We start from the raw sequence: 23,167 nt of genomic DNA, 5'->3' as shown, positions 1-23,167 counted from the left end.
TTTAGACTAAAAAAGAGCCGCAATTTTTGCGGCTTTTTTAATGAATTCGCCGCGAAGCTTGCATATTGCCTAATTTAACTGAGATAATCGCGCCCTCGAAATTTTTAACGAGGTCTGAGGAGTCGTGCACATGGGCGATTTCCCCAATGCACGCATGAACGGGTAGTCAGCAGAGCAACAATTCGCTGCCCTATTATCAATATTGAGTTGTGAAAATAGCAAACTATGGCTGAAAAACGTAATATCTTTTTAGTTGGTCCAATGGGCGCAGGTAAAAGCACCATCGGCAGACACCTCGCAGATGAACTCCACCTTGAATTTTATGATTCGGATCAAGAAATAGAACGCCGCACAGGTGCTGATATTGCTTGGATATTTGATTTAGAAGGTGAAGAAGGTTTCCGCAAGCGCGAAGAAAACGTAATCAACGATTTGACTGACCTGCAAGGGATTGTACTTGCAACGGGTGGCGGCTCGGTCGTCAGTAAAGCAGTGCGCAATCGCCTATCCGCGCGCGGCATAGTGGTTTACTTACAAACCACAATCGATAAGCAGGTGGCACGTACTCAGCGCGATAAGCGTCGTCCATTATTGCAAAACGACAATCCAGAACAAGTTCTGCGCGATCTCGCTGATGAGCGGAATCCGATGTATGAAGAAGTTGCTGACTACGTTGTCGATACCGACGATCAAAGCGCACGCGCTGTGGCCAATCAAATAATCAGTAAAATCGGATTGTAATCGTACGGAGGTTCACCCATGAGCGTAACGGTAGACTTGGGTGACCGTAGCTACCCAATCATAATTGCAGCGGGTCTTCTCTCTCAGTCCAACGAGCCGCTAATTAGCAATATCAAGAAAAAGGCAATCGTCGTGACGAATACGACGATTGCGCCACTGTATTTATCGATAATTCAAAAACACCTCGGTGAGCAATTACTCCATACCATCATTATTGAAGATGGTGAGCAGCACAAAACCTTGGATACCTACGCCTCTATCATGACCGAGTTACTCTCGTGTGAAGCGGGTCGGGATACCACACTAATAGCCTTGGGCGGCGGAGTAGTTGGCGATTTGACAGGTTTTGTTGCAGCCACTTACCAGCGTGGAATGCCGTTTATTCAAATTCCCACGACATTATTGGCGCAAGTTGATTCTTCTGTTGGCGGCAAGACAGCAGTCAATCACCCTTTGGGTAAGAATATGATCGGCGCATTTTACCAGCCACAAGCCGTATTGATTGATACAACGACATTAGCCACTTTACCCGACCGTGAATTCGCCGCAGGTATGGCCGAAGTGATAAAATACGGCATAATCTATGATGCTGATTTTTTTGCTTGGCTGGAGAGCCATGTCGCTGAATTACAAAACAAAGAAGCGCAAGCTCTGCAATATGCGATTCGACGCTGCTGTGAGATAAAAGCAGAAATAGTTGCCAAAGACGAGAGAGAAAGCGGTATTAGAGCGTTGCTCAATCTTGGTCATACATTCGGTCACGCCATTGAAGCCGAACAAGGTTATGGAAATTGGCTACACGGTGAAGCTGTTTCGGCTGGTATCATACTTGCTTGTAGTGTTGCAAGACGCGAATTTTCGTTCTCTGAGTCAGAATTTTGTCGGGTAGAACACCTGCTACAAGCATTTGGTTTACCAGTCGTGGGACCGCAGGATATGAGTTATGCCAGTTACATGCAGCATATGCGGCATGACAAAAAGGTCCTCGACAGTCGCATACGCTTTGTTATTCCAACCACGATTGGGAACGCCATAGTAACCGATAAGATCAGCGATGAGTGCCTGCAAGCAGTATTAGTCAGAGCATAAAACAAGATCTTAAGCTAAGAGTCTGAACGTTCGCTACACTTATTGATGAGAGTGGAAAAAACAGTGAACACCGTGTACTCCGAACTGCATGAACGTTTAAATCAGATGGTGAACTATTCATCACAGTTGATCTTTGTCAGCAGTGATACTATTGCCGCACAGCGCAAGACCCTCGAGAGCTTTCTGGCAACCCAGGACGAACAAACTGATGTTGCTTTTATCACAGCGAATCCAGAATTAGATATTACCCAATATCGGCGGCAACTGTGCCAACAGCTATTAGGGCAGGTTGCAGGTAGTTTCATTCGTCCTTTAAATGAATTGCTGCAATCTCTAAATCATCATGATGGACCCGTCTTGATTGGGATTATGCAAGCCCAAGAATTGCCGAATGAATTTCTTCGTGAGTTATGGCAGCTGGTGCTGCAAAGTCGCTTTGCGGCCAATAAGCAACACCTAAATATTGTCTTATTTGGTGAAACTGACTGGGCAGAGCGAGCTCAGCAATGGCTTCCAGCGACCAATACAGCGACCCCGCTATTACTAAGTTCTGAAGTTGTTAGTGGAGCCACCAGCGATTTAGATCGACTAATTGCAGAAAAACGTGCGGCCTTCCAACGCCGTCTTGCTGATCGCGCAAACGTTCCTACACAAGCCGAATCAAGACCAGCATTTACTCGCAGTCCGATATTTGCGCTCCTTGCAATCGCTGTATTTATCGTCATATTCGGCGGTTTGCTGTGGTGGCAATATCCGGATAAAGTCGCTGCGCTATTCGGTTTTGAGGGCGAATTAGTCGAATCGTCTTCTGCAACTGAAGCCCCCACCCCAGTCAGTGCCTCATCCGAAATGGAACCAGTATCTGCCAACCCGCAGAGCGCTGACGGAATAAATTCAGACTCAGTCAACGAACCCGCAGACTCGGTTACCGAGCAATTGTTGGTCTCTCGCTGGCAACGTGATAACGAGACCGCAAGCATGGATTCCGAACAGCCATCTAAGGTTGCACAAGAAACATTGAACACTGCTCTAATTCCGGCGGTAGCAACCAAATCACAACCAGTAACGCTAGAACAGGGCCCAGCAGATGAAATCTCTGACCCAAGCGCGTTAAACAACGCGCAGCAAGCGCAAGAGCCTCCTTCAAAGACAGATGAGAATCAATCTGTCTATGCGGAGTCACAGTCGATTAAAAGTCAGCCGGATCAAGAATCTTTCGCATGGTTACCCGAAGGACTCGCAGACGGGTTTGTTATTCAATTGACCGGAGTGAGCACGCTAGGGTTAGCCGAACAGTTCATTGTCGACAACAATTTGTCAGCGTTAACTTGGGTTTATCAGGCACAGCTAAATGGCAATCCTTGGTATGTCATTGTGACCAATAAACCGTATCCAACCATTGCTCAAGCACGCGATGGGATTAGTCAACTGCCCAATTACAACCAGGTGAGTGCGCCTTTTGTTAAATCGATAGCGCAAATTAAACGTCAACAAATCAATGTAGATTAACGTGTAAAGCTTGTTTGAACATGAGCAGATGGTTACAATTTGAGAACGAATTCGGCCTGTAGTTGCGCGAAAAATGAAGAACAAAAAGACCCGCGCGTTTTTGAAGTGGGCTGGCGGCAAGTATAGCCTTGCTGAACGTATTGTTAATCTGCTACCTGAAGCAGAAAAACTCATTGAGCCTTTCGTCGGTGCGGGTTCGGTTTTTCTCAATAGTGACTTTGAAAAATACCATCTTAACGATATCAATCCCGACTTGATCAATCTTTATACGACGCTCAAGCGCCGACCGCAAACCTTTATTAACGATGCGCGTAGGCTGTTCACGGATCAGAATAATACTGATGCTGCTTATTACGCCTTACGCGAGCAGTTTAACCTAAGCACCGATCCATACGAGCGTTGTCTATTATTCTTGTATTTGAATCGACACGGTTACAACGGGTTGTGTCGATATAATCGTAGCGGGGGCTTTAATGTTCCCTTTGGGCGTTATGTAAAACCCTACTTCCCAGAATATGAATTGGAAATATTCGCTGAAAAATCCAAACGCGCAACATTTACTTGCTTATCGTTCAATCAGGTATTTAGGCGGGCAAGAAAAGGATCAGTGATGTACTGCGACCCCCCCTATGTACCAATCAACACTACAGCAATGTTTACCGATTACAGTAGCAAAGGCTTTAGTCTAGATCAGCAGGTTGAACTTGCAAAGCTAGCTAAACACGCAGCATTCAAACGACAGATCCCCGTTCTGATCAGCAATCATGATGTACCATTCACGCGTGATATATACCAGCACGCCGCAATCACTGAGTTAAAAGTGAAGCGCTCGATTAGTCAGAATGCCAATAATCGGATTGCCGTTGGAGAATTGTTTGCGCTGTATTATCGATAGTTAGTAAGAGTGCGGGTTAAAGTAGTAGATCCACTATCATCAATAGGCCTGCAATCAGCAGGAGCACCATGAAGATCCCCACCACAATAAATGGCACAACACTGGTCTGAGTAAAATCTCGTTGATGATTAGCTTGACTCTGAACGCCAAAGAAACTGGCCATTACACTCGTAATAACTTGCCAAAACGTCGGGCGGTTGGGGGATTTGGTCATACCGCCTATTCTTTTAAAGCGAACTTGTGGGGCCAGAACCTACTCTATCATTGTGTTCTGAATCGTTGCTGTATAAAAGTTCGAGCAAATCTAAAAAATGAAATTGATACGAACGCGATTTGCCGCCGATCCAATCAAACCAGCCGATAGACTCATTGGTTTTTGTTACACATGTGGGTTGCGTTTGAAGGTCAACTGCGAATTGTTGTTCACAGTTACCTTGCCACCGCGGCTTTAGCGCGCTAGCACTTAACACAAAACCAAGCGTAAACACGCCTAATGCTACACCGAATGATTTTTTGCTACATGACTTCCAATTCATGCGCGCTCTCCCATAACTCACATAGACTTAAGTATACGCCGGGTTTGGGGATTCGGAAAGAAACTTATCGGATAAAGTTGACACTTGGTCGGCTAATCAAGGTTTGAAAAGCAATTTAGTTAGCGCTAGCAGTAGAAAACGTGCACTAAAAAGCGCGGCCTAAATAGACCGCGCTTTTCACATAACTTGCGTCTTATAAAGAGAAAGTTTTGCCGATAGTGAATACTAATGATTCGCTATCATCTAATTCACTGCCGCTAACCACTAAAGCTGCCCCGATATCAAACCCTTCATACTCGGTAGAATAACCGAACTCGCCGTATTCACCTGAGAATTCGCGTCCAAATTTACCGAAAGTCGCATAAAAGCCTTCATGCTCAAGCGTAACCGCTACGAATTCATACTTAGACTCAGTATTTGCTTCGTCGCCTACAACGCCATCCCAGTCACCGATGCTATACTCAAAGCTAACAAAGCTGTATGACAAGCCAAAATTTAACTCATTATATGCAGAATCAAAATCGCCCGTGTACTGATACGTGGTAAAACCAAAGCTCATACCAACGCCATTTTCGAACTCAGTACCGTAACCACCGTACAAGTCTACTTCCAAGCCATCTTCAACTTCCGCTGCCCAAGTACCAACAAAAAATCCGTCTTCAGATTCAAAGTCAACGCCCGCATAAGCCGATGCTGATTCAGCTTGCTGAATACCGCGGAAGTGGTAATCAGACATCAAACCGGCGTTTGCAGACCAACCCGCAACAGCGGTGTGGCTGACCACAGTTGAACCTAATGCAAGTGCTGTGAGCGCTGCTAATTTATTGAGTTTCATGTGTGTTCTCCATTGATTATATTCTTAGCTTTTTACTCTGCTTTGTAAGCGCCAGTAAATTATTCTGTCTGCAGTGTATTATTATTGTTCTACGCAAACACCACGCAAATCTAGTGCCGACATTCCGTTTGATAAAACACTCGCACAATAATTCATAAGCTACTGTTTTTAAATGATTTTAACAGGGCACCTATAAAGCCGAGAGCATTGCCAGACGAACATATTGCACCATTACACTCCAATTGCACCACTTTAGTGCCATTTATAAATAGTATCAAGCATTTGCGAAGATTTGCTATGCTACGCCAATCTTTTGCTGTAATGGATAGATTACGTGAACTCTAATTTCCTAATCGCACCCTCTATTTTATCGGCTAATTTTGCCGCGCTCGGTGCCGATGTAGAGCGTGTTTTGGCCGCTGGCGCGGATGTTGTGCATGTTGATGTTATGGATAACCACTACGTTCCGAACCTTACGTTTGGTCCAATGGTAGTAAAGGCATTGAAATCCTATGGCATAACAGCCCCTATGGATGTACATCTGATGGTCGAGCCTGTCGATGATTTAATTGCTGGATTTGCTGATGCTGGTGCCGACATGATTAGTTTCCACCCGGAAGCTTCTCGGCACGTCGACCGTAGTATACAGTTAATTATTGACGCCGGTTGCAAGCCAGGTTTGGTATTAAATCCTGCGACGCCGCTCAGTGTCTTAGAGCATGTCATTGATAAGCTACATCATGTATTATTGATGTCAGTTAACCCCGGTTTTGGTGGCCAATCGTTTATTCCTTCGACGTTAGATAAGTTACGTCAAACGAAACAATTGATTAACCAACGCGGTTTAGCCACCCGAATAGAAATTGACGGCGGCGTAAAAGTCGATAATATTCGCGCCATCGCAGAAGCGGGTGCTGATATGTTCGTCGCTGGCTCCGCCATTTTCAATCAACCGGATTACAAAACCGTGATTGATCAGATGCGGCACGAACTAAGCACCCTAAACCAAGCATAAGCAGATTAGAGTTATTTTTCATGAGTAGTAAACCTATTGTATTAAGTGGCTGTCAGCCATCAGGTCAATTAACCATTGGGAACTATATGGGCGCGCTGCGTCAGTGGGTTGCCATGCAAGACACTCATGATTGCTTATATATGTTAGTTGACCTGCATGCAATTACTGTGCGGCAAGACCCAAAAGCGCTTTACGAAGCCTGCTTGGACGGCTTAGCTTTGTACGTTGCCTGTGGTATTGATCCCAATAAGAGCACTATTTTTATGCAGTCCCATGTGCCTGAGCATGCGCAACTTGCATGGGTGCTTAATTGCTATGCTCAGATGGGCGAATTAAACCGCATGACGCAGTTTAAAGATAAATCCTCAAAGCACAGCCAAAATGTAAACGTCGGTCTATATAGTTATCCCGTCTTACAAGCGGCTGATATCTTACTTTATCAGGCTAATGAAGTACCGGTGGGCGAAGATCAGAAGCAGCATCTAGAACTGACCAGAGATATCGCCACGCGATTTAATAACTTATATGGTGACATTTTAACCCTTCCGGACCCATTTATTCCGCAACACGGTGCGCGGGTGATGAGCTTACAAGACCCGACCAAAAAAATGTCCAAATCGGATACCAATCCCAATAATGTCATTGGTCTGTTGGAAGATCCGAAGAAACTGGCGAAAAAAATCAAACGAGCGGTAACCGACTCTGACGAACAAGCCCGGATCTACTTTAACGTGGAAGAAAAACCCGGCGTGTCAAACCTACTGTCCTTGTTATCGTGTGCGACAGGGCGAACAGTGGATGAGCTAGTACCAGAATACGAAAATAAAATGTACGGGCATTTAAAGGGTGATGTTGCTGATGCAGTAGTAGCTTTAGTCGAGCCCATTCAACAGCGCTTTCATGAACTTCGAGATGATAGAGCGGCATTAGATACGATTATGCGAGCAGGTGCGGAAGCAGCTTCAGAGCGCGCTGCAAACACTCTGCAGGCGGTATATGATGCTGTTGGTTTTGTGCCGCGCATCCGCTAACACCAGTGCTGTTACTGATCGACAATTTTGATTCTTTTACCCATAACCTTGCCCGCTATTTTTGTGAATTAGGGCAAACGGTAGAAGTCGTTCGAAATAATCAGATTGAGCTTGCAGACATTATACGACTACAACCTGAGTATATTGTGCTTTCGCCAGGGCCTTGCACACCCGATCAAGCCGGTATTTGCTTAGATGTGGTGCGAGAGTTTGCTGGCCAAATCCCCATTTTGGGTGTTTGTCTTGGCCATCAAACCATCGCCCAAGCACTTGGTGGGAATGTCGTTAACGCACGACAAATTATGCATGGTAAAACGTCGCTCATCGAGCATAGTGAAAAGGGCCTATTTAAAGATGTGCCAAACCCTTTCACGGCTACCCGTTATCATTCCCTAGTCGCCGAACCGGCGTCGCTTCCGAGTACTTTGATTGTCACTGCATGGGTTGCAAGCGACCAGCCTAAAATGGATGAAATCATGGCTTTCGAACATATTTCTTACCCACTGTATGGCGTGCAGTTCCACCCCGAGTCTTTACTTACCGAGTGTGGTCATCAAATCTTGCGTAATTTTTTATTCCATCCGAATAATCAATCAGTTATGACACAAATGGCGCGGTAAGCTATTATCTATTAGGAAAGCACGTCAAGAGTGCGACTTGCAACAGTAATTGCGTAAATGAAAACTGAATCTGAACATCACTTAGCAATCGTAAATCATCGCTTTGAAACAATGATGACATCTTTGTTTGAAGCGAATGAACTCATGGGCCGGGAAACTCCAGGCTTGATTACTTATGAAGACTCAGAGCAAGGTTATGCGAGGCGTGAGTTACTGATCGTTGAAAAACAAGCGATTGAAAATCGCCAGCGCGCAGAAATGACGCAACAAGCGTATGTCGATGCCGTACGCAATGACTTCCACAAGCAACTGCTCGGTCGGCTGGAAACAGAAATTCGCTTACCCGGGGCAATTTTTAGTGATTGGTTAGGCTTGAGTAATAGCGTGCCCGAACTGCTCGATCTTTTGTCTGTAAAGGCCTGCACTATTCCGCGTATTGAGCCATTAGTTGCGCGGATCCCTTGGATGTATCCTGAGCTTTTGAAAATCGTTAATGCGCCGCAGCATCGGCGCAAAGATTCGCGTGGGAAAGTCATTATTGTTGAAACCCTGCGTGCCGCTCTCAGTTTCATCAACATTGAGAACTTACAGCTAATCATACCAACGCTAGTCTTTCGCCGCTGTATCCCTCAAATTACCGATCCCTATCCAGAAATAAAACAGCACATTTGGCACTACGCGCTGAGTGTGGCGCTAACCAACCGATACTTAGCGCCGTTTTATAAAATCAGGGCAAACGACGCCTACGTGCTAGGGTTGCTGCAAGCGCTTGGTCGAAATGCTGTTACTCGAATTTACTTTAAACTATTTGAACGCTTACAAAGAGAAGCGTTGGAAAAAGCCCAAGCGAATAAAAAGCGTGACTTGCATGATGCGTTGACGCAAATAACTCCATCTAACAATTTTCTCAGCGCGCTGTGGAATGATTACGCTGATATCGTCACCGCGGAAATTCTGCAATATATGAAATTTAAACGATTGGGGGTTTCAGCAGCGATGCAATCGATCGCCTCGGCAACGGTAGCGAAAGACGCTTTACCACTCGCTCAGTTAACTGAGCGCTCACGCTGGTATGCAAAATACCGTATGCTTAAGGCCAGTAAGCTTCTCGATAACAGTGACGCCAACTGTTTAATTCGTGCGACTGCGCTTGATAAACCCAAGGTGTTGGCACTAAATAGAATTGACTTACGCCATTTACCTTTGAACTTTAGCTCTTCATTGGATGAGTTAGAGTAGGCTTTCACGAGTACGATATGTCAGTCGTCGCCAATCGCGTTTATTGTTAGGTAACAGCAATCTGCTTACGCAGCCATAAATCTGCACAATAATTAACCACAACATCCTTCGGTTGCTAAATATTTTTGCAGATAACTATGCAACTCTACATTTTATTAACATGATCATAACCGATAACAGGTTCTTCGTTGGCCTGCGCGGCATTCTGGTTTTAGCTCAAATTCAGCAAATCAAATAGTTATGCAGTTTTTTTGCAAATTGCTGCATAAAGCCTTTATTTTCAAGGACTCCAGCCAGATCAAGCGAGACAAGATGGAGAAGAAATGGCATACTTGTCGGCTAGATTTTGCACAAGTTTATGCTATTGCCTGTGTGCAGTTGCAAATTAATTGAGGGTAACTAAATGAATGTAACTCGTGAAATGTTTAATGATGTGATGGTTCCTAACTATAACCCAGCAGCAATGATCCCCGTTAAAGGTGAAGGCTCACGCGTATGGGATCAACAGGGTAACGAGTACATCGATTTTGCTGGCGGCATCGCAGTAAATGTATTGGGACACTGCCACCCAAAATTAGTTGCTGTGCTCAAGGAGCAAGGCGAAAAACTTTGGCACTTGAGTAACGTATTCACCAACGAACCATCGATTCGCTTAGCGAAAAAGCTTACCGATGCTACCTTCGCTGAGCGCGTCTATTTTGCCAATTCAGGTGCTGAAGCTAACGAGGCAGCATTGAAACTGGCACGTCGTTTTGCGCTTGATCATTACGGCGAAGAAAAAAATCAAATCATTTCGTTTAAACAAGGTTTTCACGGTCGTACTTTCTTCACCGTGACCGTTGGCGGTCAAGCTGCCTATTCAGATGGTTTCGGGCCTAAACCTGGTGCGATCCAACATTGTGATTATAATGACTTAGCTGCCTTTGAAGCGCTTATCTCAGACGCAACTTGTGCCGTCATGATGGAGCCATTACAAGGTGAAGGCGGTATCATTGAACCAGACGTGGCGTTCGTGAAAGGCGTACGTGAACTGTGTGATAAACACAACGCTCTATTGATTTTCGACGAAGTGCAGTCAGGTGTTGGGCGCACTGGACACCTATACGCTTACATGGGCTTGGGTGTAACGCCGGATATCCTGACCACAGCAAAGTCATTAGGCGGTGGCTTCCCGATTGGGGCCATGCTGACGACTACAGCCATTGCTGCAAGCCTTAAACCAGGTACTCACGGTAGTACATACGGTGGTAACCCGCTGGCCTGCGCCGTTGCTGAAAAAGCATTTGATATCGTAAATACACCAGAGGTGATGGAAGGCGTCTTGGCGAAAGAGGCGTTATTCAGAAAACACTTGGATCGTATCAATGAAAAATACCAGGTTTTCAGTGAAGTGCGCGGCAAAGGCATGCTGCTTGGCTGTGCGCTGAACGAGAAATATCAAGGGCGTGCGCGCGACTTCATGATGGCGGCAACTGAACATCACTTAATGTGTTTGGTGGCTGGAGCCAACGTGATCCGGTTTGCGCCTTCGTTAGTTATCCCAGATGCTGACATCGAAGCAGGTTTAGAGCGTTTTGAAAAAGCGGTTGCTCAAGTTGTCGCTGCAACGCAGGAATCTGCCGCTTAACAGCAGCAGTAACATTACTATGAATGTTATTCGCCCTATTCAGCGTAGCGACTACGCCGCTCTGCACGCCATTGCCGAAGAATCTGGCATTGGCTTTACATCACTGCCGGTGAATGAAGGACTATTGCGCCGAAAAATTGAGAAGTCAGAAAGCTCCTTTGTTGACGGCGTTACCGAGCCAGGTAATCAGAGTTACTTATTTGTGATGGAGAACACAGCTAATCAGCACGTGGTTGGAACCACGGGTATCGAAGCTGCAGTTGGGCTTGATGATGCATTTTACCATTACCATGTAGGCAAAGTCGTACACGCATCACGCGAACTGAATATTCACAACACTGTGGATATCCTCACCTTTTGCAACGATTACTCAGGTGTCACCGAAATTTGTACGTTGTTTTTGCGTGAAGAAGCTCGCGGCGGAGTGAATGGGCGCTTTTTATCAAAAGTCCGCTTTTTGTTTATGGCAGAGCATCCAGAACGGTTCTCCGATACCGTCATTGCCGAGATGCGAGGAGTCAGCGATGAGAATGGTTGTTCACCTTTTTGGCAATGGCTGGAAGAACATTTCTTTTCAATGGACTTCCCAACCGCAGATTACTTAACTGGCATTGGAAATAAGGTATTTATTGCCGAACTCATGCCCAAATACCCGATATATACCAGTTTATTATCACCTGAAGCACAAGCGGTGATCGGCAAGGTTCATGATAAAACCAAACCCGCCCTGCAGTTATTAGAGCAAGAAGGTTTTAGTTGTCGCGGCTACGTAGACATTTTTGATGCAGGTCCAACTGTAGAGGCGCAATTACAGAATATTCGCACCGCACAGGCGAGTCGAAAATTGCCGATTGAGATTGTTGATTCGGCACCACAAAACGCCATCGACAGCATAATTATAAATACATCCATCGCCAATTTTAGAGGCGTCGTGAATCCGGTTTCCGTGGATGAGGAACGCCAAGTCGCGCAGGTAAGTGCAGACGTAGCGGCCGCTTTACAAATCCAAAACGGTGAATTTATCCGTTTTGCGCCGGTTCGATTAGGAGATACTCAATGACACAGAACACCCTATTTATTAACGGTCAATGGACGATAGGACACGGCCATGCGATCCATTCTGTCGATCCCGCCAAAAATGCCATTATTTGGCAAGGTATCAGCGCATCAGCTGAAGATGTAGATTCAGCGGTAAAAGCTGCAAGAAGCGCATTCCCAACCTGGTCACAGAGCAGCTTTGCTGAGCGTCTAGCTATCGTTGAAGCGTTTGCAGAGCAATTAAAAGCCAATCAAAGTGAATTGGCGGCAACCATTGCCAAAGAAACCGGTAAGCCACAGTGGGAAACGGCGACTGAAGTCGCAGCAATGGTCGGTAAAGTAGCCATTTCTGTGCGCGCCTATAATGAGCGTACCGGCACAGTTGAAAATGCTATGCCACAGGGAAAGGCATTTATCCGTCACAAGCCACATGGTGTCGTTGCGGTATTTGGTCCTTATAACTTCCCTGGTCATCTACCGAATGGACATATTGTACCTGCATTACTTGCCGGCAATACCGTCGTTTTCAAACCCAGTGACCTAACCCCTATGGTTGCTGAACATACGTTAAAGTTGTGGGAAAAGGCTGGCCTTCCAGCCGGCGTTATTAACCTTGTCCAAGGCGAAGTTGAGACGGGTAAAGCGTTGGCTTCACACCGCGATATTGACGGATTGTTTTTCACCGGTAGCTCGCGTACAGGCAAAATGTTACACGAGCAGTTTGCCGGCCACCCGGGTAAGATTTTGGCCCTTGAAATGGGGGGTAACAACCCATTAATCGTAAAAGACGTAGCGGACATCGATGCTGCGGTGCACGACATCGTGCAGTCAGCATTCGTAACCTCTGGTCAGCGCTGCACCTGTGCGCGCAAACTATTTATCCAAAATGGCGCGCAAGGAGATGCCATCCTCGCACGGTTAATTGAAGTGACCAAAGCCATTAAAGTGGGTGATTATGACGCTGCAGAGCAACCCTTCATGGGCGCTATGATTTCAGCTAATGCAGCTGCACAAATGGTTGCTGCACAAGAGAAATTACAAGCTATGGGTGCCACACCGCTACTGGAATTAACTCAACCAGATACAGAAAAAGGCTTTGCGACACCTGGTATCTTAGACGTTACGGCGATCATCGACGAAATGCCAGATGAAGAACATTTTGGCCCCTTGTTAAAAGTTGTGCGCTACGACAACTTTGATGATGCTATCCGTTGGGGAAATGCTACTAACTTTGGTCTTTCGGCTGGATTACTTGCCGATGATCGCAGTGATTATGAACACTTCCTCACTCATATTCGAGCTGGAATAGTTAATTGGAACCGACCGATCACCGGAGCCTCAAGTGCTGCACCTTTTGGTGGTATTGGCGAAAGCGGCAATCACCGTGCCAGCGCGTATTATGCAGCCGACTACTGTGCCTACCCGGTAGCTTCGGTCGAACTTGATAAAGTTACTATGCCGGGCACACTGAGCCCGGGTTTGTCGTTTTAACTACAGGAACACACATGCACACTCAAGTTGAAAGTTTATTTGATGCATTATGGCAAGACTATATTGCGATCACGCCTTCAGCACACGAAGTACACAAATTGCTTGCCAGTGACGGCGAAGCGATTATTAACGACCACGTTGCTTTTCGTACCTTTGATCGTGCCAAGATTAATTTGGACAAGTTAGCAGCCCACTTTTTGGCGCTTGGTTATGAAGCCAAAGGTGATTATAACTTTGAAGCCAAGAAGTTAACGGCGAAGCACTTCGAGCATCCGAACACCACTTACCCTAAAGTGTTTATCAGTGAACTACGCGTTGATGAATTATCAACAAAAGCCGCTGCGATTATCGACAAGCTGGTGGAGCAGATTGATGACGACGCGGCAATGAGAACGGATTTCCTCTACTCAGGCGCGCAGTGGCAAGTTAGCGCAGCTGATTTCCGCGAACTCGCTGAAGAGTCAGAATATGCCTCTTGGATGGCCGCTTGGGGGTTCCGAGCAAACCATTTCACGGTGAGTATTAATCAATTACAAAGTGGCCTTTCGCTGGCAGAAGTCAACGAATTGTTGAAAGACAATGGCTTCAAGCTCAATACCTCTGGCGGCGAAATCAAAGGTGGCGAAGACGTTTATCTGGCTCAGTCATCAACAATGGCAGACAAGCAAGCCGTGGAATTCACTGACGAAACGCTCACTATCCCAAGCTGTTTCTATGAATTTGCGCAGCGTTACACTTTACCTAATGGCGAGCTTTATCAAGGTTTTGTTGCAGCGTCCGCGGACAAGATATTTGAAAGCACTAACGCTAACTAACGGGTCTTCACTGCTGGTTAGAGCAGCGCATAGCTGATAGCTCGCAGACCTGATATGCTAAGCCCATTCATAACGAATGGGCTTTTTTATGCGTGCTATATGCATTCTATTTTTGACATGCTTTGTAATGGGTTGTGCCAACAAAAAAGTCATTACCGACCGCGACCCAAATTTCGATTTTACTCAGATCAAGTCTGTGAATGTACTTGCAATGGACGATGCAGAGTACCTTGCCCTGCCCTACGTGCATGAATTATTAAAATCCAAGCTTCGCAAAAACTTTGTGACGATAACTGAAGACGCCAATGCATTATTACAGTTCAGCGTGTATGTTGAAGAACGTACGAATGACCAATCAATATCTATCGGTCTTGGCTCGCAAAGTGGTGGGCGTCACTCCAGCATTGGGATCGGTACCTCGGTTAACCTTCCAATTGGTGATAGAACCGTTGATTGGCAGATAATGCAGCTAGACTTAATTGTTGATCAACAAGTCGTCTGGACAGCTCAGGATGAAGCCAAGATTAGCATTCGCGACGGCAAGGGCATGAATGAACTGCACAACAAAATGTTAGATCGTTTGCTTAAGCAATTTCCATTGGCCAAACAAACGGAGCAAATACAATGAACTATCAAGGCGGCTGCCATTGCGGCAAAGTACGTTTCAGCGTTGAATTGCCTGACAGTATAGAGGTAGAAGACTGTAATTGTAGTATTTGCCAGAAATCAGGCTACTTACATGTCATTGTGCCCAAGCGAGCCTTTTCGCTCGTCCAAGGTGAAGACGATTTGCGCCTGTATACCTTTGGCAGTGGTATCGCTAAGCACTACTTTTGTAACAACTGCGGAGTAAAGCCGTTTTATATTCCCCGTTCTAATCCAGACGGGGTTGATGTCAATTTACGCTGTTTCGACCAACGCCCCCCCAACGTTACTATCGTTGAGTTTGATGGGCAAAACTGGGAGGCTAACGCTCATACGTTAGCCCATAAGAGTGTGTGACAACTTAACGAAGTTAGCAGGCTGCTTTAGCAGCACAAGCCTATTTATGCTCTATCGACGCTGCGGCTTGTTTTGCCCGCTCAGACCATTCCTCGCCGTTTAGGTCTTTTGCAGTGAGGCCTCGGTTAATGTCTATGCCGGTATACCACCACTCGTGCGCATCAATATTGATTGGCCCCACAACGCGTTCGAAAAAGTGTACTGGTAGAACATAGTTATCGAAAGTCTGATACTTGAGGTAACTGGTATCAACATGTGCGCCTCGCGTGCTTTCAAATCCTTCCAGAGTTATGTGTAAGCGATACGTCAATAACGTGCGTTTATTAACCCATAGCGTTATATAATCTTGATCAGACTCACCAATACCCGGGCGCAACACTCCGTTGATGCGATAGTAACCTTCACCGTCTTCGTTACTATCGCTCAAGCGTTGCCAATCACTGACTCGATTAGTTAATGCTAATGGCCCCAACGTAAACAAGTAAAAAGCATCCGAAGTTAGCGCAGCTGCAGCTTGGATTTGTGGATCCTGGCTGGGCTCTTCGTTGTAGCTAACGCGCGTGGAACTTTCTGACCGATAAACCAGCTTGACTCCAGCCTCGCCGTTAAAGAGTGCCGAATAGATCCGCGGTGTCACAATGATACGCTCCTCTGAGGTTTGGCGATAAAGATGGTCCGTTACCAACGGCTGGATTTTCGTAATGAGATAGTGCCATTCACCATCAATTGCGACGTTTACGTCATTCAATTCAGTTAAATGCTCGCCCCCGTGGGCCTTCCATGAGCGCTGAAAAATGTGCTCTGCAGTCAGTCCATCAGAAAATGTCCTTGGCCCAGTTTCAAACTGTGGAGACGTCTTCGCACAGCCGTTCAACATGCTGAGACTCAGTAGCATTATAAGTAGAAAGCTGACACTAATCTTTGGCATAGAAGCCTCACAAACGAATGACAATTAACTGTTGGTTACGCTATGAGGCTAATCAAGGATTAACCTGAGGTAAAATTTCATTCAACCATACGGTTAAGATAGCGCTAGAAAATGCGCCAAAAATTGAGGGGTTAACTTTTCCGTGATTTTTAGGTCATACTAGACACTAAATTTAATTGTGTTGGTTTTAATGCTTAACATTCGTAACGCGTATTTTGCTCTTATTCCATTGCTGTTACTCCTTTCATCTTGCTCGGTGATAAAGGATGTTAAGCAAGAGCTTGCCGTGGCAGATTCTCTGTCAGTGATCAGTGGGCAGGTAGCAATACGAGACTCAATACAGCTTCGTTCTGTCCACGTATTGTTGATGAAAAAGGCGGATGATTTTGATTTGATTTTGATCAACCAAACCACTGTCGACGCCAACGGCGACTATAAATTTGCCGTAGCCCCAGGCGAGTACTTCTTAGTTGCCTATCACGACGCCAACGGTGATACGACTTATCAAAGTGATGATGAGATTGCCACCTACTATGGGCAATCGAATGGCCCACCGACCATGATTGTTATCGAGGAGCCCAGAAGTTACCAAGCTAAACAAATGACGATCAATGGCACATTAGTTAACTCTGGTAACTATTCGGTCACCATTGATTTACCTACTTCGAAGATCGCCAGCGGTAAAATCGTTTCACTTGGCGATCCGATTTTTTCCCGCCGCAATGCACTGCTCGGCATGATCCGCCCCATCGAGTTTGTGCAAAGCATCGGCGGCGGCCTTTATCTGTTTGAAGAATACGACCCACAGCGGATCCCAGTACTCTTTATTCATGGCATTGGTGGCAGTCTCAGCAACTGGGAAACCTTGATTTCGAATTTAGATACTTCACGCTATCAGGCGGTCGGCGTCTACTATGCCAGTGGACTGAGGTTAGACTTGATCAGTGATTTGATTTTGAACGGTGTGAATCAACTCCAATCACAATACGGCTTCAACGAATTTTATGTAATCGCCCACAGCATGGGCGGTTTGGTCAGTCGTTCCTTCATTAAGAAATATCTTTCCACTGCGCGCGCAGCTGAGATAGGCTTATTCACAACGATTAATAGTCCCATGCTGGGTATGGATAGCGCCAACTCAGGGGTAAAGTACTCGCCACTCATTATTCCGTCGTGGCGAGATGTAGCAGCGGGAAGCGAATTCATTCAAGACATAATGGCTTGGGATTTACCCGAGAGTATTCCCTACTTCCTCTTCTTTACCTATGAAAGCGGCAGTGGCGACGACGGCGTGGTGTCACTTGAGAGTCAAATTCCGCTCAAATTACAGCAAGAAGCTACGCAAATGTTCGGGCTCACGGGTTCACATGCCGCTGTGCTTGCTGATCCCCTATTTGTGGAGCAATTCAACAAGGTGTTGCAGCACTGAGAGCATAAATGTTCGCAGTGGTTGCAAGTGCCCAGTCTTTCTGCTTTGCTAGCACCATGATCAGCATAATGACGACTCACTAATTCCCTATGCATATGGAGCAATTGCAACAGGTTTTAACCCATGCTGAGCAGTTCATGGGAAACCAGCAACACGCCCACGCGATCGCGCTGCTAAATCAGACGCTCAAGCAAACACCGAGCTTTTATCAAGGCTGGTTGAAATTAAGCCAATGTTTATATGAGGCGAATTACTTGCCCCAAGCGCGAGATATTGCCCAACATGCAGAACAATTCGATCCGCTGACAACCGAGTTCAAGCAAATTCAGCAAGCTATTGCACAGAAAGATTATGACTCAGCGGCGCAAATCGCCAAAGTGATCCTGACCGCATGTCCACACCATCCTCGGGCCTTATTTACTTTGGCGCATCTTGCCTTGTCGCATGCAAGACCTCAAGAGAGTGTTGCATTAATCACCCAGCACTTAGAGTACGTTCCCGCAAATTTATCGCTACGGCAGTTGTTACTGGATAGTTATCTCCAAGCAGACGATTACACAGGGGCTCTGCAAGCCGCTGAAGCGCTGGTTGCCTTGAACGAATGTTTTGAAACGTTGTGGCGCTGGATTGGACTTTTACTAAAATATAGCCAAACGGGAGGTCTGTTAGATGCTTGCAGCAGAGCAGCAAAATTTGCTCACCGCGAACCATTAAAACAAAGTCAATTGGCATTAATACGAGGCCAAACGTTACGCATACTTGGTCAACGCGACGAGAGTGTAAAAGCGCTACAGGATAGCCTTCACGCTGACCCTAATAATGCTGATGCCTGGTGGGCATTGGCGGATATGAAGAATTATCGTTTCTCGGCGGAAGAGTTCAGAGCTATTCAGCGTCTTGCAGAGAACCAACGGCTACCTGGTAGAACTAGATCTATTGCAACCTTCGCATTGGCTAAAGCTACAGAATTGTCGAGTGGCATTGAGCCAAGCATGCCTCTGTATACTCGCGCAAATCAGCTGTTGCCAACCCAAAATACGAGTTTGCAGCAAATGGAAACGGAGTTTGCGCGCCGCAAAAAGGCGTTTTCAATTGCCGCATTGCAGACCCAAGCCGAGAGACTAGACAACCAACCCTGCCCTATCTTTATTGTCGGCATGCCCCGGTCTGGTTCAACGTTAATTGAACAAATTCTCGCCAGCCATCCAGAAATTGAAGGCACCATTGAACAGCCCACGCTACCAGCAATTGAACGTGTCGCTCAACAATTGAGTCAAAAACACTATCAGTCAGATTTTTTTACTGCCATATCGCAGATGGATCAAAAGGAGCTCACCCAGCTTGGCCAAACGTACCTTGATAAAGGTGCGCTGTTCAGACGAGAGAGTTGTAACTACTTCATCGACAAGCAGCCATTCAATTTTCGCTTGATAGGCCTCATCCACAAGATACTACCGAACGCTCGAATTATTGATGTGCGCCGCCATCCACTGGATTGTGGTCTCAGTTTATACAAACAGTTTTTTCATGCGGGTGTCGATTTTAGCTATCACTTACGCGATATTGCAAAGGCAATAAATGCTTATGATTCACTAATGCAACACTGGCATGCGATGCTTCCCGAGCGCATCATTACCGTACAATATGAGAGTTTAGTAACGGAGCCAGAAGAAGAAATACGGCGCTTGTTGGATAAAGTGGGGGTATGCTATGACGAACGGTGTTTACACTTTCATCACAACCCCCGCAAAATACATACTGCAAGCAGTGAGCAAGTGCGAGAACCTCTGTATACCAGAAGTATTGACGTATGGCGTAGGGTCGAGAGCGAGTTGGCAGAACTGCAACAGCATTTGCATCCCACGTTATTGTAGCGGAGTCAAATCCACTGCATCGTCACTAAGATGTTGACCTACTTCAACATAACTCAGATGTTTTCGATTAAAACCTACAATTGCACTATCTTTGTGCGTCAGGTTGCACTAGCATTTAGCATAACTCGGTGAAAATTTGCACTACACCGACGTTAAAGCGCTTCATACGGCGTTCGTCAGAGATGGCATAAAGTATGCTCAAAAAACATAAATAAAAAGCTCGTTGAGGTAAACGAAATGAAAGCACACACACAACATCATGGTATAAAGCGCTCCGCAGTGTCGTTATGCATTGCAACCGCGCTCGGTTTAGGTGCAACAGGAACTGTCGTTGCACAAGAATCGCAAGCTGAGCAGGAAGCTGCAGTTGAAGTGATCAGCATCACGGGTTCACGGATCCCAACCGACCCAAACGTGGTCTCTTCCGTTCCTATTCAGTCATTGGATAGTAAAGACATTGCAATGTCAGGTGAACTTAACCTGGCGGATATCGTTAATGACATTCCAGCTTTGATTTCCTCAACGACCTCTGAGAACAGTTTAACCGGTGCCAACGCGCTTAACTTGCGTGGTTTGGACGCCGACCGTACTTTGACCCTGGTCAATGGCCGTCGCCATGTTGCGGGCTTCCGCGGTTCACAAGCTGTTGATATTAGTACTATCCCTCGTGCTTTGGTTGAGCGCGTTGAAGTAACTACCGGTGGTGCATCAGCGATTTACGGTGCGGATGCGGTAACTGGGGTAGTTAACTTCATTTTAAAAGATGACTTTGAAGGTATTCAGTTAAATGCCACTAGCGCGATCCCAGAAGAATCTGGCGGTGAAAGCTTTGCCTTTGACGGCGCGTTTGGTAAAAACTTTGACGATGATAAAGGTAATGTGGTGTTAACCCTTACCTTGGAAAAAGAAGAAGAATTACTGCACGGCGACCGCGAATGGTCGCGCAATAATGGTTTGTACTCATCGGTACCCGATCCAAATGATAGCAGTCGTCGGATCCTAGCCAATGATATCCGTTACTGGTTGACCTCTAATGAAGGTTCAATCGCACCAACCTTTGGTGGTCGGGACATTCTTTATGTAGACATCAACAACAACGGTATCCCTGACTGTCAGGAGTCACGCGGCGGACAAGTCGGCTTTCTAGCAGGCTGTTGGGTGACCAACCCGGATGGAACGGTGCGGGTAAATACCGATGGTCCTATTTATGATGGTCTATTAAGTAGTGGCGGTGACGGCGGTAAGTTTAATTTTGACAACGACACCTTGATGCCGAATACCGACAAGGTCGTGGTTAACTTGAACGGTAACTATCAGCTTACCGATGACTTAAATGTTTTCTTTGAAGCAAAGTATGTTAACACTGAAAGCAATGTGTACACAGAGTACGACTCCTATTATGACACTTTGTTTATTTTACCGGATAACCCATTTATTCCTGAGCAGCTATTACCGGTTGTTGACCAAACTGGCGGTTTATTACTGACTCAGGACGCTATTGCTTGGGATGATGACCCAACCACATATGAGCGTGAAACCATACGCTTTGTTGGTGGCTTTACCTGGGATTATGATATTAATCACTCGCTAGAGTTTGCCGTGAACCATGGTCGTTTCACCAATACCACGGACTATACGGACCAATATATCGATCGTATTTTTGCAGCGATAGATGCGACAACGGATGCTAACGGTAATATCGTTTGTCGTTCAGATTTAGATCCAAATGCTGCTTATGAAATCGATTACTTTGCTTATAACGTTAACTATGCCAACGGCAACTTCTTCAGTGACCAGTACTACACCTTTACTCCAGGTGATGGTCAATGTGCGCCACTAAATCCATTTGGTACAGATGCACTTAGTCAAGAAGCTAAAGACTTTATTTCAGTGCGTAAGCAAGACAAACTCACAGTCGAGCAAACCGTATTGTCATTAACAGCTGTTGGTTCATTTGAAGTACTAGACAGTATCTTGGATGACGCGATTGGTTACGCAGCCGGTATTGAATATCGCGAAGAGTCGAGCGACAACCGCCTCGACCCGATTGAGTTGGGGATCTTGCCACAGGGTACGTCCTATACTCCGGGCGTTTTAGTTAGTGAAGTCTCGCCTTGGTTAAACTTCATTACCGGTATTGATAACGTTCAACAATTCAATACCGCCGGTGAGTATGATGTTTGGGATACCTTTGTAGAAGTCCGCTTACCGATTTTCCTTGATCGTGAATTTGCCTATGAATTTACCGTTGACGGTGCCATTCGTATGGCTGACTACTCAACGCTTGGTAGCGCGACAACGTGGAAGCTGGGTTTCTCATACAGTCCAATCGAAGATTTCAACCTCCGTGGTACTGTATCAGAAGCGGTACGTGCGCCTAACATTACTGAGTTATTTGACCCGCAGTTACCCATTACTGTTAACCTTAACGAAGATCCGTGTGACCCAGCCAACGTAAATGCGGGCACCAGCCAACGTCAAGCGAACTGTGTTGCCTCACTACAAGCGGTTGGAGTACCAACTTCGGACATCGTTGATGGCAATGGTAACTACATTTGGTTGAACCCATTAACAGCACGCTTCAGCGGAACATCCGGTGGTAATCCTGACCTTGACGTAGAAACGGCAGAAACTTACACCTTAGGTGCAGTATTCAGACCGTCTTTCATCGAAGGTTTGACCCTAACGCTGGATTACTGGGACATGCAAATCGAAGACGCTATTGATGCGGTTAGTGCGTCTGACATCTTAGATGGTTGTTACGACTCTGCGAACTTCCCTAATCTTGGATTCTGTAATCAGTTTACGCGTCGTGCAGACGGTGGTTTAAATAGCTTAACGACCGGTGAAATTAACTTCGCTAGAATCGAAGCAGATGGTTATGACTTCTCTGTCAACTACACCTTCGAGGTGGATGAGAACGAGTTTGGTATTAATTTAGTAGGAACTCGCCAGAGTTCATTAAATCGTTTCTTCAACCCCACTGATCCAAGTGATGTGAATGTTGTTCTGGAAGAAGTTCAAACACCAAAAACTTCCGGCAATATCGAGCTCAGCTGGACACGTGGTCCGTTGAGCATGGCTTTCCAGACAACATACCAAAGCCGTCAAGCCTACGGTGCAGTTGAAAGCTCACTGGGTATCAATGGTAACGAAGCGCTATATGCCGATGGCGGTTTCTATAGTAGCGTGACTATCCATGACATCAACGCAAGTTATGAGATCAATGAAAACCTTATGGTCTTCGGGGGCGTGAATAACCTTGCTGATGAAAGCCCATTCTTGACAGAGCTTGCATGGCCGGTTGGCCCAAGAGGACGTACGTTCTTCATTGGGGTTAACTACTACATGGAATAAGCGTTTAGCACGCACAAAAAGCCGTGACGGGTAACCTCACGGCTTTTTTATCTTCTGATAGATCCCAAATTGAATTACGTTAAAACTCATGGCTTC

Annotated in this window: 21 protein-coding genes; 17 read left to right on the top strand and 4 right to left on the bottom strand. The window is 46.0% G+C overall.

What is annotated here, in order from left to right; all coding sequences use genetic code 11:
* The first annotated feature begins 225 nt into the window (after positions 1-225).
* From aroK to CSH92_RS12755, 4 genes are all read left to right on the top strand, one after another.
* The gene (aroK, locus tag CSH92_RS12770; protein ID WP_100658024.1) at positions 226-741 is read left to right on the top strand and encodes a shikimate kinase AroK; all 516 of its coding nucleotides are present in this window, start codon (positions 226-228) and stop codon (positions 739-741) included.
* A gap of 18 nt (positions 742-759) precedes the next feature.
* Positions 760-1,830, top strand: coding sequence for a 3-dehydroquinate synthase (aroB, locus tag CSH92_RS12765; RefSeq protein ID WP_100658023.1), 1,071 nt, complete (start codon positions 760-762; stop codon positions 1,828-1,830).
* Positions 1,831-1,893: 63 nt separating this feature from the next.
* Positions 1,894-3,339, top strand: a complete 1,446-nt coding sequence (locus CSH92_RS12760; protein ID WP_124916958.1) for an SPOR domain-containing protein — start codon at positions 1,894-1,896, stop codon at positions 3,337-3,339.
* Between the two features lie 73 nt (positions 3,340-3,412).
* A complete protein-coding gene (locus CSH92_RS12755; protein ID WP_100658021.1) occupies positions 3,413-4,234 on the top strand; it encodes a Dam family site-specific DNA-(adenine-N6)-methyltransferase in 822 nt (273 codons plus the stop codon).
* Positions 4,235-4,250: 16 nt separating this feature from the next.
* On the opposite strand, the gene CSH92_RS12750 is transcribed toward CSH92_RS12755, so the two are convergent.
* The 3 genes from CSH92_RS12750 to CSH92_RS12740 all read right to left on the bottom strand — a co-directional run bounded on the left by CSH92_RS12750 (position 4,251) and on the right by CSH92_RS12740 (position 5,605).
* Positions 4,251-4,448: a DUF2970 domain-containing protein gene (locus tag CSH92_RS12750; RefSeq protein WP_100658020.1), complete on the bottom strand. Its 198-nt coding sequence runs from the start codon at positions 4,446-4,448 to the stop codon at positions 4,251-4,253.
* Positions 4,449-4,461: 13 nt separating this feature from the next.
* Positions 4,462-4,770: a hypothetical protein gene (locus tag CSH92_RS12745; protein ID WP_100658019.1), complete on the bottom strand. Its 309-nt coding sequence runs from the start codon at positions 4,768-4,770 to the stop codon at positions 4,462-4,464.
* Between the two features lie 193 nt (positions 4,771-4,963).
* The gene (locus CSH92_RS12740) at positions 4,964-5,605 is read right to left on the bottom strand and encodes a TorF family putative porin (RefSeq protein WP_100658018.1); all 642 of its coding nucleotides are present in this window, start codon (positions 5,603-5,605) and stop codon (positions 4,964-4,966) included.
* A gap of 334 nt (positions 5,606-5,939) precedes the next feature.
* Here CSH92_RS12740 and rpe point away from each other — a divergent pair, with 334 nt between their 5' ends.
* The 10 genes from rpe (at position 5,940) to CSH92_RS12690 (ending at position 15,483) form a co-directional block, all read left to right on the top strand.
* The gene (gene rpe / locus CSH92_RS12735; protein ID WP_100658017.1) at positions 5,940-6,620 is read left to right on the top strand and encodes a ribulose-phosphate 3-epimerase; all 681 of its coding nucleotides are present in this window, start codon (positions 5,940-5,942) and stop codon (positions 6,618-6,620) included.
* 20 nt (positions 6,621-6,640) lie between these two features.
* Complete coding sequence (gene trpS / locus CSH92_RS12730) at positions 6,641-7,651, top strand: tryptophan--tRNA ligase (RefSeq protein WP_100658016.1); 1,011 nt, start codon at positions 6,641-6,643, stop codon at positions 7,649-7,651.
* 5 nt (positions 7,652-7,656) lie between these two features.
* Complete coding sequence (locus tag CSH92_RS12725) at positions 7,657-8,271, top strand: anthranilate synthase component II (protein ID WP_100658015.1); 615 nt, start codon at positions 7,657-7,659, stop codon at positions 8,269-8,271.
* Positions 8,272-8,328: 57 nt separating this feature from the next.
* Positions 8,329-9,510: an HDOD domain-containing protein gene (locus tag CSH92_RS12720; protein ID WP_100658014.1), complete on the top strand. Its 1,182-nt coding sequence runs from the start codon at positions 8,329-8,331 to the stop codon at positions 9,508-9,510.
* A gap of 403 nt (positions 9,511-9,913) precedes the next feature.
* Positions 9,914-11,137 (top strand): aspartate aminotransferase family protein, encoded by a 1,224-nt coding sequence (locus CSH92_RS12715; RefSeq protein ID WP_100658013.1) that lies wholly within the window; start codon positions 9,914-9,916, stop codon positions 11,135-11,137.
* 19 nt (positions 11,138-11,156) lie between these two features.
* Positions 11,157-12,197: an arginine N-succinyltransferase gene (astA, locus tag CSH92_RS12710; protein WP_100658012.1), complete on the top strand. Its 1,041-nt coding sequence runs from the start codon at positions 11,157-11,159 to the stop codon at positions 12,195-12,197.
* On the top strand, positions 12,194-13,666 hold the full coding sequence (gene astD / locus CSH92_RS12705) for a succinylglutamate-semialdehyde dehydrogenase (RefSeq protein ID WP_100658011.1): 1,473 nt from the start codon (positions 12,194-12,196) through the stop codon (positions 13,664-13,666). Before astA ends, astD begins: the two co-directional genes overlap by 4 nt.
* Before the next feature lie 14 nt (positions 13,667-13,680).
* Positions 13,681-14,481 carry a DUF1338 domain-containing protein gene (locus CSH92_RS12700; protein ID WP_100658010.1) on the top strand — a complete coding sequence of 267 codons (801 nt, stop codon included), beginning with the start codon at positions 13,681-13,683 and terminating at the stop codon, positions 14,479-14,481.
* A 127-nt stretch (positions 14,482-14,608) separates the two neighbouring features.
* On the top strand, positions 14,609-15,109 hold the full coding sequence (locus CSH92_RS12695) for a DUF4136 domain-containing protein (protein ID WP_100658009.1): 501 nt from the start codon (positions 14,609-14,611) through the stop codon (positions 15,107-15,109).
* The gene (locus CSH92_RS12690) at positions 15,106-15,483 is read left to right on the top strand and encodes a GFA family protein (RefSeq protein ID WP_100658008.1); all 378 of its coding nucleotides are present in this window, start codon (positions 15,106-15,108) and stop codon (positions 15,481-15,483) included. Before CSH92_RS12695 ends, CSH92_RS12690 begins: the two co-directional genes overlap by 4 nt.
* Positions 15,484-15,523: 40 nt before the next feature.
* Here CSH92_RS12690 and CSH92_RS12685 read toward each other — a convergent pair whose 3' ends face one another.
* A complete protein-coding gene (locus CSH92_RS12685) occupies positions 15,524-16,411 on the bottom strand; it encodes a hypothetical protein (protein ID WP_124916957.1) in 888 nt (295 codons plus the stop codon).
* A 190-nt stretch (positions 16,412-16,601) separates the two neighbouring features.
* Here CSH92_RS12685 and CSH92_RS12680 point away from each other — a divergent pair, with 190 nt between their 5' ends.
* The 3 genes from CSH92_RS12680 to CSH92_RS12670 all read left to right on the top strand — a co-directional run bounded on the left by CSH92_RS12680 (position 16,602) and on the right by CSH92_RS12670 (position 23,071).
* On the top strand, positions 16,602-17,840 hold the full coding sequence (locus CSH92_RS12680; protein WP_100658006.1) for an alpha/beta hydrolase: 1,239 nt from the start codon (positions 16,602-16,604) through the stop codon (positions 17,838-17,840).
* A gap of 104 nt (positions 17,841-17,944) precedes the next feature.
* A complete protein-coding gene (locus CSH92_RS12675) occupies positions 17,945-19,714 on the top strand; it encodes a tetratricopeptide repeat-containing sulfotransferase family protein (RefSeq protein ID WP_164084736.1) in 1,770 nt (589 codons plus the stop codon).
* A gap of 237 nt (positions 19,715-19,951) precedes the next feature.
* Positions 19,952-23,071, top strand: coding sequence for a TonB-dependent receptor domain-containing protein (locus CSH92_RS12670; RefSeq protein WP_100658004.1), 3,120 nt, complete (start codon positions 19,952-19,954; stop codon positions 23,069-23,071).
* The last annotated feature ends 96 nt before the right edge of the window (positions 23,072-23,167 follow it).

This window comes from Neoalteromonas flava, from assembly GCF_002807685.1.
Classification (GTDB): Bacteria; Pseudomonadota; Gammaproteobacteria; order Enterobacterales; family Alteromonadaceae; genus Alteromonas_E; species Alteromonas_E flava.
Note: the sequence above shows the minus strand (reverse complement) of the source record. Positions and strands in the feature narration are given on the sequence as shown.

Coding starts and splice junctions, on each gene's coding strand:
- aroK (WP_100658024.1), top strand. CDS start 226: ATGGCTGAAAAACGTAATATCTTTTTAGTTGGTCCAATGGGCGCAGGT.
- aroB (WP_100658023.1), top strand. CDS start 760: ATGAGCGTAACGGTAGACTTGGGTGACCGTAGCTACCCAATCATAATT.
- CSH92_RS12755 (WP_100658021.1), top strand. CDS start 3,413: ATGAAGAACAAAAAGACCCGCGCGTTTTTGAAGTGGGCTGGCGGCAAG.
- CSH92_RS12750 (WP_100658020.1), bottom strand. CDS start 4,448: ATGACCAAATCCCCCAACCGCCCGACGTTTTGGCAAGTTATTACGAGT.
- CSH92_RS12745 (WP_100658019.1), bottom strand. CDS start 4,770: ATGAATTGGAAGTCATGTAGCAAAAAATCATTCGGTGTAGCATTAGGC.
- CSH92_RS12740 (WP_100658018.1), bottom strand. CDS start 5,605: ATGAAACTCAATAAATTAGCAGCGCTCACAGCACTTGCATTAGGTTCA.
- trpS (WP_100658016.1), top strand. CDS start 6,641: ATGAGTAGTAAACCTATTGTATTAAGTGGCTGTCAGCCATCAGGTCAA.
- CSH92_RS12720 (WP_100658014.1), top strand. CDS start 8,329: ATGAAAACTGAATCTGAACATCACTTAGCAATCGTAAATCATCGCTTT.
- CSH92_RS12715 (WP_100658013.1), top strand. CDS start 9,914: ATGAATGTAACTCGTGAAATGTTTAATGATGTGATGGTTCCTAACTAT.
- astA (WP_100658012.1), top strand. CDS start 11,157: ATGAATGTTATTCGCCCTATTCAGCGTAGCGACTACGCCGCTCTGCAC.
- astD (WP_100658011.1), top strand. CDS start 12,194: ATGACACAGAACACCCTATTTATTAACGGTCAATGGACGATAGGACAC.
- CSH92_RS12700 (WP_100658010.1), top strand. CDS start 13,681: ATGCACACTCAAGTTGAAAGTTTATTTGATGCATTATGGCAAGACTAT.
- CSH92_RS12695 (WP_100658009.1), top strand. CDS start 14,609: ATGGGTTGTGCCAACAAAAAAGTCATTACCGACCGCGACCCAAATTTC.
- CSH92_RS12690 (WP_100658008.1), top strand. CDS start 15,106: ATGAACTATCAAGGCGGCTGCCATTGCGGCAAAGTACGTTTCAGCGTT.
- CSH92_RS12685 (WP_124916957.1), bottom strand. CDS start 16,411: ATGCCAAAGATTAGTGTCAGCTTTCTACTTATAATGCTACTGAGTCTC.
- CSH92_RS12680 (WP_100658006.1), top strand. CDS start 16,602: ATGCTTAACATTCGTAACGCGTATTTTGCTCTTATTCCATTGCTGTTA.
- CSH92_RS12670 (WP_100658004.1), top strand. CDS start 19,952: ATGAAAGCACACACACAACATCATGGTATAAAGCGCTCCGCAGTGTCG.